The 12,783-nt window shown below is 36.4% G+C and carries 13 protein-coding genes; 12 read left to right on the top strand and 1 reads right to left on the bottom strand.

Going from position 1 to position 12,783, the window contains the following annotated elements; genetic code table 11:
- The first annotated feature begins 92 nt into the window (after positions 1 to 92).
- Genes G5W_RS0118905 through G5W_RS21680 form a run of 5 tightly spaced genes read left to right on the top strand, consistent with a single transcriptional unit; the run spans position 93 to position 3,213 of the window.
- On the top strand, positions 93 to 668 hold the full coding sequence (locus G5W_RS0118905; RefSeq protein WP_010099077.1) for a nucleoside/nucleotide kinase family protein: 576 nt from the start codon (positions 93 to 95) through the stop codon (positions 666 to 668).
- Positions 646 to 993: a DUF6176 family protein gene (locus G5W_RS0118900; RefSeq protein ID WP_010099076.1), complete on the top strand. Its 348-nt coding sequence runs from the start codon at positions 646 to 648 to the stop codon at positions 991 to 993. The genes G5W_RS0118905 and G5W_RS0118900 overlap by 23 nt, the downstream gene beginning before the upstream one ends.
- 25 nt (positions 994 to 1,018) lie before the next feature.
- On the top strand, positions 1,019 to 1,921 hold the full coding sequence (locus G5W_RS0118895; protein ID WP_010099075.1) for a GNAT family N-acetyltransferase: 903 nt from the start codon (positions 1,019 to 1,021) through the stop codon (positions 1,919 to 1,921).
- Positions 1,890 to 2,756, top strand: coding sequence for a GNAT family N-acetyltransferase (locus G5W_RS0118890; protein WP_010099074.1), 867 nt, complete (start codon positions 1,890 to 1,892; stop codon positions 2,754 to 2,756). Before G5W_RS0118895 ends, G5W_RS0118890 begins: the two co-directional genes overlap by 32 nt.
- 28 nt (positions 2,757 to 2,784) lie before the next feature.
- The gene (locus G5W_RS21680; RefSeq protein ID WP_010099073.1) at positions 2,785 to 3,213 is read left to right on the top strand and encodes an NUDIX hydrolase; all 429 of its coding nucleotides are present in this window, start codon (positions 2,785 to 2,787) and stop codon (positions 3,211 to 3,213) included.
- Between the two features lie 115 nt (positions 3,214 to 3,328).
- Here G5W_RS21680 and rnhC read toward each other — a convergent pair whose 3' ends face one another.
- Entirely contained in the window at positions 3,329 to 4,264 is a 936-nt protein-coding gene (gene rnhC, locus G5W_RS0118880) for a ribonuclease HIII (RefSeq protein WP_010099072.1), read from the bottom strand.
- A 160-nt stretch (positions 4,265 to 4,424) separates the two neighbouring features.
- Here rnhC and zapA point away from each other — a divergent pair, with 160 nt between their 5' ends.
- From zapA to G5W_RS0118840, 7 genes are all read left to right on the top strand, one after another.
- A complete protein-coding gene (zapA, locus tag G5W_RS0118875) occupies positions 4,425 to 4,691 on the top strand; it encodes a cell division protein ZapA (protein WP_010099071.1) in 267 nt (88 codons plus the stop codon).
- A gap of 3 nt (positions 4,692 to 4,694) precedes the next feature.
- Positions 4,695 to 5,249: a CvpA family protein gene (locus G5W_RS0118870; protein ID WP_010099069.1), complete on the top strand. Its 555-nt coding sequence runs from the start codon at positions 4,695 to 4,697 to the stop codon at positions 5,247 to 5,249.
- A gap of 199 nt (positions 5,250 to 5,448) precedes the next feature.
- A complete protein-coding gene (polX, locus tag G5W_RS0118865) occupies positions 5,449 to 7,167 on the top strand; it encodes a DNA polymerase/3'-5' exonuclease PolX (protein WP_010099067.1) in 1,719 nt (572 codons plus the stop codon).
- Positions 7,168 to 7,197: 30 nt separating this feature from the next.
- Complete coding sequence (locus G5W_RS0118860) at positions 7,198 to 9,537, top strand: endonuclease MutS2 (protein WP_010099066.1); 2,340 nt, start codon at positions 7,198 to 7,200, stop codon at positions 9,535 to 9,537.
- A gap of 19 nt (positions 9,538 to 9,556) precedes the next feature.
- The gene (locus tag G5W_RS0118855; RefSeq protein WP_010099065.1) at positions 9,557 to 9,964 is read left to right on the top strand and encodes a DUF350 domain-containing protein; all 408 of its coding nucleotides are present in this window, start codon (positions 9,557 to 9,559) and stop codon (positions 9,962 to 9,964) included.
- 213 nt (positions 9,965 to 10,177) lie between these two features.
- Positions 10,178 to 11,881 (top strand): long-chain-fatty-acid--CoA ligase, encoded by a 1,704-nt coding sequence (locus G5W_RS0118845; RefSeq protein ID WP_010099063.1) that lies wholly within the window; start codon positions 10,178 to 10,180, stop codon positions 11,879 to 11,881.
- A 260-nt stretch (positions 11,882 to 12,141) separates the two neighbouring features.
- A complete protein-coding gene (locus G5W_RS0118840) occupies positions 12,142 to 12,729 on the top strand; it encodes a TetR/AcrR family transcriptional regulator (protein ID WP_010099062.1) in 588 nt (195 codons plus the stop codon).
- Positions 12,730 to 12,783 lie beyond the last annotated feature (54 nt).

Here is a 12,783-nt window from a genome sequence, read left to right as displayed (position 1 = left end):
TATGGTAAAATGGTAAGATGTGAAATATTCTAACTTTTAGTAGATGCTTGCGTTAATGAGTGTAAATTTTGATTGAGAAGGGTGTTTACCAGATGGAGAACCGTAACTTCCCTTATATTATCGCCATCGCAGCTGTGTCTGGCGGAGGGAAAACTACTATAGCAACGAAGCTAGCAGACAAATTGGACAAATCCAAAGTGCTATATTTTGATGATTATGAGTTTGATGGACCTAGCGATATTATGGATTGGGTGGATAATGGAACGAATTATGATGATTGGGATTTAACTCCGCTTGTTACCGATTTGAAGTTACTAATTACTGAAAAACTAAATTACATTGTGTTAGATTATCCGATGGCATATAAAAATTCGCATATTAGTAATTTTATTGATTTGGCAGTATTTATTGATACCCCATTAGATATTGCCCTAGCTCGAAGAATACATAGAGATTATCAACAGGAATCCAGTGAAAAAATTCTTGATGAATTAACTTTTTATCTAACTCATGGAAGAAGAGGTTATCTGGAGATGCTACGTACCATAAAATCTGCTAGTGATGAAGTAGTAGATGGGTCCAAGTCCATAGCAGAAATAACCGACAATATAGCTGAACTGATACTACAGAAAGTGGAGAATAACAATGTTAAACATAGAACTTACTAGATTTAGGGTACGTAAAGAGAAATCACAGATCGTGGATGAATGGATATCGTTTTTGAATAAACATATGAAAGACGTTCTCCTTACATTAGAGGATGAGAAAATGTATGTAGAAACGATTTTCCGCGAAACGCTTATTGGGGAAGAGTATCTATACTGGTATTCCATTCAAGGGGTTGGTGGACAGGAAGTGGAAGACTCAGAGAGTTGGATTGATAAAAAACACCTGGAATACTGGGATCAATGTATTGATCCGGAATTTAGACCTGTTGATCTAAAAACTGAGGTTGTAATGATACCTGAGAAAGTTAAGAATACAATGTTTTAATAGTAGTAAGGGGGAAAACGATAGAATGGGAAGTGAAAAAGAATTTCGTTTTACTAGCAGAATGCAAAGTATCATGCAGAATACTGAAAAATATGCTCGGATGAATGAGGATAAGGTTGTTGTTCCCTTGCACCTTTTGAAGGCTTGCTTGTGGGAAAGAGGTGGTGCAATGGGGGAGTTATCCCTAAAATGTCATCTCAATGTCAATAAGATAGAAGTTATTCAAGTAGTTCCCGAGAATGATAGATTACTTCCCAATAAGTACTTTTCGCTACCAATTACAGAAGAGGTTGAACTTGTATTTGATATAGCGATTCGAACTATGAAACGATATAATCAGCTATTTCTTAATGAGGGACATGTATTAAAGGCTTTAATTACTACAAAAGTATTAGATAATTATGTGTCAGAAAAATCCAAAGAGGCCATTTTAAAACTTGGAACAACTGCTAGGGATATGATTACTCATATAGGGAATTATGTATTTCCTAAAATTGATATTAATGGCATTCGTAAAGTTACGCTAAAGGATAAAGATGGGCTAATCCAATTTGTTCGAGAAAATTTTTCGCCTGATTGGGCAAAAACAATAAGTGCTGCCTTCCTTCTTCATGAACCATCTATATTTGTTGCGCTAGATGAGCGTGGTAACTACATTGGATTTGCAGCATATGACATTTATCAAAATAAAAGGGGATATTTTGGACCAATGGGTGTATTACCAGATAATCGTATTTCTGGTGTAGGTTATTCTCTTCTGCATCATTGTCTGTGTGAAATGAAGGAAATTGGATATGAATATGCCGTTATTGGTGGTGCTGGTCCAATTGAATTTTATGAAAAAGCATGTCATGCTGTAGTCATTCCAGCACCGTTATACAAAAGGGGAGATAATAATGATCAAAATTTCAATGATGAAACAAGATGAACTAGAAGTTGTTGCTAATTTTTTGGCCCGGATAAATAGTATCGCAGAGTCTCACATTGGTTTTTGCGGGACAGATAATAAGGAAATCGCGGAATACATCGTGGAAGAAATCCCATTTACGGAGTGTTTTTTTACTGCTTATGTTGATAGCGAATTAGTAGGTGTAATTGGATATGATCCAGATTATGATAGTGGTGATGCGGAGATCTGGGGACCTTTCATAGAGAGAGGGAATGAACATATTAAAAAAGAGTTATGGAATGCTATGACTGAACATATGCCAAAAGAGATTCATACCTTTCATTTATTTCCAAATAAGCAAAACAAGCTCGTGTGTGAATTAGCTGACAACCAGATGTTTGAAAGAAAAAATGATCAGGCTATACTAGTCTTCCATCGCGATAATAGTCAGTTAGTACAAAATGCTTCAATAGACGAACTATCACAAGTGTACTTTGCAGAAATGGAAGCACTACATGATTCTACTTTTCCCAATACGTATTATAGTGGAAAACAAATTTTAGAAAGATTAGATGAACATAATAAGGTTTTTATCATAACAGATGATAAAAAGCTTTGTGGATATATTTATGTTGAAGCTGAACCAGAACATGGAGAAGCAAGTATTGAGTTTTTTGGAGTAGCCGAGGGAATGAGAGGAAGGGGTATTGGTAGAGAATTATTGGCAAGTGCTTTAAAATGGTTATTTTTATTTGACACCATTGAGTCTATTAGCCTATGTGTAGACTCTAGTAATGCCCGCGCTATTCACCTCTATGAGAAAGTCGGATTTGTGCTTCAGCATGATATGCATTATTTTATGAAGAGAATCTAGCCAATTACTAGAAAAAGAGGTGTCTACTTTGTCACATAAGTTGGCAGCAGGAATCATTGTATTAGACGGAGATCAGATTTTATTAGTCAAGGACGACAAAGGTTGGGGCTTACCGAAAGGTGGTACGGAACAAGGGGAAACCTTTAAACAATCTGCTATGCGAGAAGGAGTAGAAGAAACCGGTTATGAAATCGAGGCGAAAGAAGTTGCCTTTGTAACGGAATTTACGTCTAAGAAACACGGAAGTTATTTACAAGTTTATTATACTGGCGATATTATTGGGCAAACTCATCAAGAATTAGATCAAGAAATAGTTGCGGTAGAATTCATTCCGATCCAAAGATTAAGAGAGTATATAACGTTCCATCCATGGATTCTTTCGCTTGAAAGATGGTTGGAAAAAAGGGAACTAGGCTATCACTTTTATGACTTAGATGAAATTGGATATAGGATATAAATAATATATGAAATCTATAAAAACACTAGTAAAAAAGCCAATTCTTTTGAAGAAATGGCTTTCTTTCACCTTCTAAGTGCTATCAGTAGAAATTACAAACTGTGAATTAGCTGAATCATAAATACTGTCTAGCTTTCTGAGTGTTAGCAAAGTGTACTTTAGCGCAGCTATTTAATATACCTTCCCCCTTCTCACGGATTATTCTTGCAATCGTCTGATCCACCTTTTTGGAAGCACCTTTTGGAATCTCAATTCCAAGTTGTTCAGAAAGTTTATCCATCTCTTTCACAAAGCTTGCTCTAGCTATAATTGAGCCTGTCGCAACAGCAATAGAATAGCTTTCAGCTTTTGTCATGAAATAAGTCTTATCCGGGAGTATCCCATTTTCTGAAGTGATGTGACGTTTGTAGACGCCGGGTTCACAAAATTGATCAATTAATATTCCTTCATAATTTAAGTCACCAATTTTTCTAAGTAACTTTTCAATTGCATGGTGATGAAGCATTGCTTTCATTTTTCCTTGGGACCAGCCTTTTTTTTGGAGAGCGTTATATTTTGGGTTATGTAAGACTAATAATGAATAAGGAATCTTCAGCTGTACTATTTCCTTTGCTAATTTAACGATAGTCGGGTCTGTTAGGTTCTTTGAGTCCTTTACGCCTAATTCTTTCAATAAGGCAATTTGGGATGAGTCAACATACGCACAAGCCACGGTAATTGGGCCGAAGTAATCACCTGTTCCAGCCTCATCGGAACCAATGTGAGAAGCTGCAAATAGGCTTGTAGGCGGTGTGTATAACGTAGGAGAGCTTACCTTATTAACTTTAGCGGCACTTTCTTGCTCATTGGCCTCACTAACCCACTTTACAATCTCAGCTTGTGGATTGCTCCCTTGAAATAACACTTTACCTGACTTATATGCAGTAATAACAGCATTCTCTGCTTTAGAACGGAAAATAGCGCCTTGTGGAGTTGCTGTTAATGAATTATGATAATATTGTTTCATTTTTTCAATTGTTTCCTTTGTAAATACATATACATTTTGTGACACACTACTCATCCTTTCCATATAAATAGAACTATAACAAAGTATCTAGAAGAAAGAAATGTTAAAAAAGTGGGTGGAACAGTTTCCCAATTGTCAGTCTTCATGTTAAGATAAAGAATAGAAAAATGCTAGAATCGTTTGATATTAATAGGAGGGTAACCCAGTGACCCATAAACAAGATAAAACCCGGGTAACCGTTGAAATTCGAAATAGATCATATAACATTGTTGGCGATGAGGATGCAAGCCATGTAAAACTTGTAGCAAGTTTAGTCGATCAAAAAATGAGAGAAATTCATGAAATGAACCCCTCGTTAGATACTGCAAGTTTAGCGGTTTTAACCGCAATAAATACCATGAATGATTACTTATTACTTAAAGAAGATTATGCTACGTTGATAGGTTCAATAAAAAAGAAAGAGGATAACTAACTAATGCTAGATTTTATACTTATTATATTATTACTATTTGGTTCCCTAATTGGTCTGAAAAGGGGACTTATATTACAAGCGGTACATTTAGTTGGATTTATCGTTGCTTTTATTGTTGCGGCTGTATTTTACGATAATCTTTCTGTAAAACTTGCTTTATGGATACCGTATCCTGAATTAGCAGATGATAGTTTATGGGCAGATTTTCTACAGGCTATGCCTTTGGAAAACGCATTTTATAATGCAATATCCTTTGCAATCATCTTTTTCGTTGTGAAATTTGGTCTTCAAATCATTGCCTCGATGATTGATGTCATCGCGTCATTACCAATCTTGAATTCTATTAATAAACTATTAGGTGCAGTATTAGGATTTTTGGAGATATATTTAATTCTTTTTGTTCTTTTATATATTGTTGCATTAACACCAATTGGTATGATTCAAGAATATGTTAATAATTCCAATGTTGCCTTGTTTATTGTTGAGAATACACCATATTTCTCCGAAAAGATTAAAGATCTGTGGTTTACACATGTCGTAACGATTATTAATTCATAATCAGTAGGCTAATTCATAATACTAGGATTATCATTGTATGGTCGGTACAATACAGATATATCCTAATATGAATTAGTCTATTTTTACGTAGGCAAAGTAATGCATCGTATTTGTACGTTTTATATCCTAAAAGATTACACAATACACCCAATAAAGGAAGAGAACTTTTATCTTATTAATATATAAGTAGGTGATAGAGATGAGCATAAATAAAAAAGATGTTATCAATTTATTAGAAACGATGGCAATATACTTGGAACTAAAAGGAGAGAACCCCTTTAAAATTTCTGCATTCCGTAAAGCAGCACAAGCACTGGAAAAAGATGAACGGTCACTTTCGGATATTGAAGATTTTACAGCAATTAAAGGTATTGGCAAGGGAACGAGCACTATTATTCTAGAGTATATTGAAAATGGAAAATCGGAGGTACTAGAACAGCTTCAGAAAGAGGTTCCTGAAGGATTAATACCACTTCTTCATGTACCTGGTCTAGGTGGTAAAAAACTGGCGAAATTATATCAAGAATTGAACGTTACCGATGCTAATAGCCTGAAGGAGGCTATTGAATCTGGTAAGGTAGAGAGCTTGGCTGGTTTTGGTAAAAAATCAGCAGAAAAGATATTACTAGCGCTAAATGAGGTGGGAAAACGTCCAGAACGTTTACCAATTGCCTTTATGCTACCGATAGCTGAAAAAATTGAGGAATATTTACAAGATATTAAAGTAATTCAGCGTTTTTCAAGAGCGGGTTCAATAAGAAGAATGAAAGAAACCATCAAGGACCTAGATTTTATTATAGCAACCGACCAACCTGCTGAAGTTCGCGAAGCATTGATTAGCATCCCCAATGTAAAAGAGGTAATCGCAAAAGGGGATACCAAAGTATCTGTAACACTTGATGATGTATATGACGTCAATGTTGATTTTCGTTTAGTTACCGATCAGGAATTTGTAACAACCCTCCACCATTTTACAGGCTCAAAAGACCATAATGTTGCCATGCGTCAGCTTGCTAAGTCCAGAGGGGAAAAAATTAATGAATATGGTATTGAAGTCGAGGCAACAGACGAGATTTTGACTTTTACATCGGAAGCAGACTTTTTTAATCATTTTGGCCTGCAATTCATCCCGCCTGAAGTCAGAGAAGACACTGGAGAGGTTAAAGCATTTAAAGAACGAATAGATCTGGTAGAGATTACTGATATTCGTGGCGACCTCCATATGCATACGACATGGAGTGATGGCGCCCAAACACTGGAGGAAATGGTTAATAAGGCGAGAGGATACGGCTATGATTATATAGCGATAACGGATCATTCCAAGTACCTCCGTGTTGCAAACGGATTAGATGAAGACCGACTACGCAAACAACGAGAAGAGATTCTGAAACTAAACGAGAAGTATCATGACATTCATATATTTGCAGGAGTAGAGATGGACATACTTCCAGATGGAAGTTTAGACTTCTCTGATGAATTTCTGAAAGAAATGGATTATGTAATAGCTGCAATTCATTCCAGCTTTAGTCAGACAGAAGATCAAATTATGAAGCGATTGTTTACAGCGCTAGAAAATCCCTATGTCTCACTTATTGCACACCCTACTGGCAGACTTATTGGGAAAAGAAATGGTTATAAGGTTAATATGGAAAAACTAATAGAACGAGCGAAAGAAACCAATACGGCATTGGAAATTAACGCGAATCCGAACAGATTAGATATATCTGCTGAGTGGGCAAGAGCAGCAAAAGATGCAGGGGTTAAAATAGCTGTAAATACAGACGCACATAGCTATCCTATGTTGGAACATATGAAATACGGTGTTAGTGTTGCAAGAAAAGGATGGCTTTCCAAAGAGTCTGTCTTAAACACTTGGCCAAAAGAGAAACTTATTGAATACTTTAATCGTAATAAATGATGGACTGACATCGTGTAAAGGAGCAAGTCAATGAACGAACGTATATTAAGGGTATTAGATTTTCAAAAGGTAATTGATCGATTAATCCAACATGCTGGGACGAGTTTAGGAAAAGATTTAGCATCGAAACTAAAACCTTCTACAAATTTGGAAGAAGTTAATCAATTGCAAGAAGAAACAGATGAAGCAGCACTCGTAATTAGACTCAACGTTCCTGTTCCGCTTGGTGGTATATTTGATATCCGAGAGAGTTTGAAACGGGCAGTAATCGGTGGTGTATTGAGTACTTCTGAGTGTTTAGATATTGCCAATACTATATACGGAGGTCGCCAGGTTAAGGACTTCGTTGAAGGATTGGATGAGGAATTACCTATTTTAAAGGGATTAGTGGAAAGTATTACACCATTAAGGGATTTAGAACTTGAGATTAAAAGTTGTATTGACGACCATGGCCATGTAATGGATAGTGCTACCGAGAAACTTCGAGGTATTCGCTCTTCCATTAGAACTCATGAAAGTAGAGTTCGCGAAAAGCTTGAAAGCTACACAAGAACGAAGAGTAACATGCTTTCTGATGCCATTATTACGATTAGAAATGATCGCTATGTTATTCCTGTAAAACATGAATATCGAGGGGCAATTGGTGGAATTGTTCATGATCAGTCGGCTTCCGGTCAAACATTGTTTATGGAACCTAAAGCTGTAGTGGACCTAAATAACCAATTGCAAGAACTTTATGCTAGAGAAAAACAAGAAATTGAGAGAATTCTGCGTGAACTAAGCCATCGCATTGCAGAGGATGAGGGATTTCTTTCCGAGAATATTCGTATTCTAGCTTCTATCGATTTTATTTTTGCAAGAGCAAACTTAGGTCGTGCCATGAAAGCAGCTAGGCCAGCGATGAATGACCAGGGAATTATTAAAATGCAACAAGCACGTCATCCACTAATTAACATAGAAGATGTAGTAGCAAACGATATAGAAATTGGTAGAGATTATACTACTATTGTTATTACTGGTCCAAATACTGGTGGTAAAACTGTTACATTAAAGATGGTTGGTTTGTGTACCTTAATGGCTCAATCTGGTTTGCAGGTGCCTGCGTTAGACGGCTGTGAAATGGCTGTATTTGAACATGTGTTTGCTGACATTGGTGATGAACAGTCTATTGAACAGAATTTAAGTACATTCTCGTCCCACATGACGAATATTGTAGATATTCTAAAGCATGTTGATGATCGGACATTAGTGTTATTTGATGAATTAGGTGCCGGTACAGATCCACAAGAAGGTGCCGCACTAGCAATGGCAATTTTAGATGAGGTTGTATCTAGAAGGGCTAGAGTAATTGCAACAACCCATTATCCCGAGCTAAAAGCATATGGTTATAACCGGGAAGATGTCATCAATGCGTCGATGGAATTTGATGTTCAGACATTGCAACCAACGTACCGATTATTAATTGGAGTTCCAGGTAGGAGTAATGCCTTCGATATATCCAAAAGACTTGGATTAGATGAATTTATTATTGATCGTGCAAAAAGTCACGTTGGAATCGATTCTAAAAATGTTGAGAATATGATTGCTGCACTTGAAAAGTCGAAAGTTCAAGCAGAAAAAGAATACGAAGAGGCGCACAAAATATTATTAGAAAGTGAAGAGCTTCGTAAAGAAATGGAAGAAGAATGGCAGCGATTCGAAGACAAACGGGAAGCGCTTTATAAAAAAGCAGAAGAAAAAGCTGAAAAAGCAATTAGTAAAGCAAGAGAAGAAGCCGAAATTATTGTTAGCGAAATTAGAAAGATGAAAACCGATGCAAAGATGAAGGAACATGAATGGATCGAAGCGAAGAAATTATTTGACGATGCACAGCCAAACCTTTCATCCAAGCCAAAAGAGTCTAAACGTAATACGACTTCAAAAGAAGAACTAAGTCCTGGTGATGAAATAAAATTACTTACGGTTAATCAAAACGGAACAGTAATTGAAAAGGTCAATGAAAAAGAATATCTTGTACAAGTAGGGATTATGAAGGTGAAAGTGAAGCGAAACGATCTTCAACTAATTGGAAAGCCAAAACAAACCTTCCAGAAACCTTTGGCAACTGTAAAAGGGTCAAATTATCATGTGCCACTTGAATTGGACCTAAGGGGAGAGCGGTTTGAGGATGCCCTTCTAAAATTAGAAAAATATGTGGATGACGCTGTATTAGCTGGTTATCCGAAGGTATTTATCATCCATGGCAAAGGTACAGGTGCCCTACGAAAAGGAGTCCAGGACTTTGTTAAGAAGCATCCAAGCATTGCATCTTCTAGACAGGGAGCTGCTGGTGAAGGTGGAAGTGGAGTTACTGTATTAGAGTTACGCTAGTAAAGAGGGGGGGAACCGGATGAATAGTTTTTGGGAAAATGTATTTGTAGATACAGCTGCTGTTTATAGTGTTGTTATCTTATGTACATTCGTGTTTTTAGCTGTATTTGAACTGGTGACAAAATATAAAAACTGGGAAGAAATTAAAAAAGGAAATTTAGCTGTAGCGATGGCAACAGGTGGGAAGATATTTGGGATAGCTAATATATTCAGATTTTCGATAGAGCATAATGATGCACTACTCACGAGCATAGCTTGGGGAACAGTAGGGTTTATTTTACTATTACTTGGATATTTTATTTTTGAATTTCTTACACCATCCATTCGGGTGGATGAGGAGATTGGCAAGGGAAATAAGGCAGTAGGTCTTATATCCATGATAATTTCTATTGGACTATCGTTCGTCATAGGTGCAAGCATTATTTAACTATTCGGTTAAGGGAGAATACTCATGGAAACATTAGCGAAAGTATGTATTGGTGTAGCAGTTGCATTCGTTTTAGTTGGGATATTATACCTTGTATTTGATCTCGATTTTAGCATCTTTTAAAAAAAATTCAGGAAATATAAAAATAAAATTTCAAAAAATACTAATAAGTCGGTATAATGGTAATAAGTAATAATAAAAGGAGGCAAGTTTATGAGGGAGGCAAGACGCTGGCATCAGCAATACCCAAAGGAAATACCGACTTCTCTTTCTTATGATGAAAAGCCCTTGCATGATTTTTTAGCAGATGCAGCTTTTCAATACAAAGAAAAGAAAGCGCTTTATTTTATGGGGAAAGAATTGTCGTATGCCGAGGTTTATGATCAGGCAAAGAAATTTGCAAATTATCTTCAGGGGTTAGGCATAGAAAAAGGTGACCGGGTAGCGATTATGCTCCCGAATACTCCTCAGTCAGTCATAGGTTATTATGGGGCATTAATGGCAGGTGCAATTGTAGTACAAACCAATCCTCTATATACAGAAAGGGAGTTGGAGTACCAATTAAATGACTCTGGTACAAAGGTTATTGTCTGTTTGGATATCTTAGTGCCAAGAGTTACAAATGTAAAAAACAGTACAACTGTCGAGCACATGATTGTTACAGGTATAAAAGATTACTTACCATTCCCAAAGAATTTAATCTATCCATTTATTCAAAAGAAGCAATATAACATGGTTGTTAAAGTAGAAGAATCATCCGATACTCATCTTTGGACTTCGATAATGAGTAAAGCTGAAGCGAACTATCAAGAAGTTGAAGTAGATCCAATAGAAGATATTGCATTGTTACAATATACCGGTGGAACAACTGGCTTTCCGAAAGGGGTAATGTTGTCCCATCGAAATCTAGTAGCAAATGCGAAGATGTGTGATGCATGGATTTATAAGATGAAAAAGGGTGAAGAAGTTATATTAGGAGTATTACCATTCTTTCATGTTTACGGCATGACTGCAGTGATGAATATTTCAGTCCTTAATGCTGCTAAAATGATTCTTTTACCTAAATTTGATGCAACAGATGTATTGAAAACCATTCATAAAATAAGACCTACAATTTTTCCAGGTGCCCCAACTATTTATATTGGCTTATTAAATCATCCAGATCTAAATAAATATGATTTATCATCTGTTGAAGCATGTATTAGTGGTTCAGCACCTTTACCTGTAGAAGTACAAGAGAAGTTTGAGGCAGTTACTGGCGGTAAACTTGTAGAAGGATATGGATTAACCGAGTCATCCCCAGTGACACATGCTAATTTAATTTATGGAAATCGAATAAGCGGAAGTATAGGTCTTCCATGGCCAGATACCGATGCCAAGATTTTAGATATGGAAACTTTTGAAGAAGTAGAAATAGGTGAGGTTGGAGAGCTAGCTGTGAAGGGTCCGCAAGTAATGAAAGGCTACTGGAATAAGCCAGAGGATACTGAAAACACCTTAAAAGACGGCTGGTTAATGACTGGTGATCTAGGCTATATGGATGAAAATGGTTACTTCTATATAGTAGACCGCAAAAAAGACATGATTATTGCAGGTGGTTATAATATTTATCCTCGTGAAGTAGAGGAAGTATTATACGAGCATGATGCTGTGCAAGAAGCAGTAGTCGCAGGAATACCAGATCCATACCGTGGAGAAACTGTAAAAGCTTATGTGGTATTAAAGGAAGGTTATAAGGTAACAGAGGATGAATTAAATAAATATTGCCGCGAAAACCTTGCAGCCTATAAAGTGCCAAGGATTTACGAATTCCGTGATGAATTACCGAAAACAGCTGTAGGTAAAATCCTTAGAAGAAAGTTAGTGGATGAGGAGAAAAGTAAGCAAAAAGAAGAAGTAACCACATCTGGAGTTTAATATCATTTTCTAGCAGTTAGGAAAGTTACGTATTTTCCAACACCGCATAGAAAAACTAGCACTTTCGCAAAAGGATGAGCGAATGCGAGTTTTTCTAGCCTGTAAAGTATACAAGCATTTGTTGACAGAATTGAATTTGACCTTTACAATAATTAATGAATGATGATTCATTCATTAATTATTGCCCGGTTAATTCTATATCTCTGGGAAATAGGTAAAGATTAGTATGAATGCGTATGTATGCTTGAAGGAGAAAAGTAATGAAGAATAACAATAAACCGAAATATAATTTAATTATCGAAGCGGCCGTTGATGTTATTGCAGAGAATGGTTACCATGCTTCACAAGTTTCTAAAATTGCAAAAAAAGCAGGTGTCGCTGACGGTACAATCTATCTTTATTTTAAAAATAAGGAAGATATACTAGTATCGGTTTTTGAAGAGAAGATGGGTCATTTCATTGAACATATTGCCACGGCAATTAAAGAAAAAGAAAATGCAAGCGAGAAGTTGCTTACGTTAATTGAAATGCATTTTGGACAGTTAGCAGCCAACCATCATTTGGCCATTGTAACACAGTTGGAGCTAAGGCAATCCAATCTCTCATTGCGCCAACAAATCAATCGGATATTAAAACCTTACTTAGCAGTTATAGACGAAACTGTGAAAGAGGGAATTCAACAAAATCTGTTCCGAAGTGATATTAATGTTCCATTAATGAGGCAAATGATCTTTGGGGCACTTGATGAGACAGTGACGAACTGGGTAATGAATGAGGAGAAATATGATCTAGTAGGCCTTGCTCCGGCTGTACATGAATTAATTACGAAAGGTATTAGGGCTTCATAATATACATATTTTAGTAAACCTTTATTACCATCTACTTTTAAAAAGGGGTGTTAA

The sequence above is a fragment of the Ornithinibacillus scapharcae TW25 genome (genome assembly GCF_000190475.1).
GTDB lineage: Bacteria > Bacillota > Bacilli > Bacillales > Amphibacillaceae > Ornithinibacillus > Ornithinibacillus scapharcae.
The sequence above is the reverse complement of the archived record's forward strand: the minus strand, read 5'-3'. Positions and strand labels throughout refer to the sequence as shown.

What these genes read in the sequence shown, in the direction of transcription:
- G5W_RS0118900 (WP_010099076.1), top strand. Translation starts at nt 646, where the DNA reads ATGTTAAACATAGAACTTACTAGATTTAGGGTACGTAAAGAGAAATCA.
- polX (WP_010099067.1), top strand. Translation starts at nt 5,449, where the DNA reads ATGAGCATAAATAAAAAAGATGTTATCAATTTATTAGAAACGATGGCA.
- G5W_RS0118860 (WP_010099066.1), top strand. Translation starts at nt 7,198, where the DNA reads ATGAACGAACGTATATTAAGGGTATTAGATTTTCAAAAGGTAATTGAT.
- G5W_RS0118870 (WP_010099069.1), top strand. Translation starts at nt 4,695, where the DNA reads ATGCTAGATTTTATACTTATTATATTATTACTATTTGGTTCCCTAATT.
- G5W_RS0118840 (WP_010099062.1), top strand. Translation starts at nt 12,142, where the DNA reads ATGAAGAATAACAATAAACCGAAATATAATTTAATTATCGAAGCGGCC.
- G5W_RS0118890 (WP_010099074.1), top strand. Translation starts at nt 1,890, where the DNA reads ATGATCAAAATTTCAATGATGAAACAAGATGAACTAGAAGTTGTTGCT.
- G5W_RS0118905 (WP_010099077.1), top strand. Translation starts at nt 93, where the DNA reads ATGGAGAACCGTAACTTCCCTTATATTATCGCCATCGCAGCTGTGTCT.
- G5W_RS0118895 (WP_010099075.1), top strand. Translation starts at nt 1,019, where the DNA reads ATGGGAAGTGAAAAAGAATTTCGTTTTACTAGCAGAATGCAAAGTATC.
- G5W_RS0118845 (WP_010099063.1), top strand. Translation starts at nt 10,178, where the DNA reads ATGAGGGAGGCAAGACGCTGGCATCAGCAATACCCAAAGGAAATACCG.
- G5W_RS0118855 (WP_010099065.1), top strand. Translation starts at nt 9,557, where the DNA reads ATGAATAGTTTTTGGGAAAATGTATTTGTAGATACAGCTGCTGTTTAT.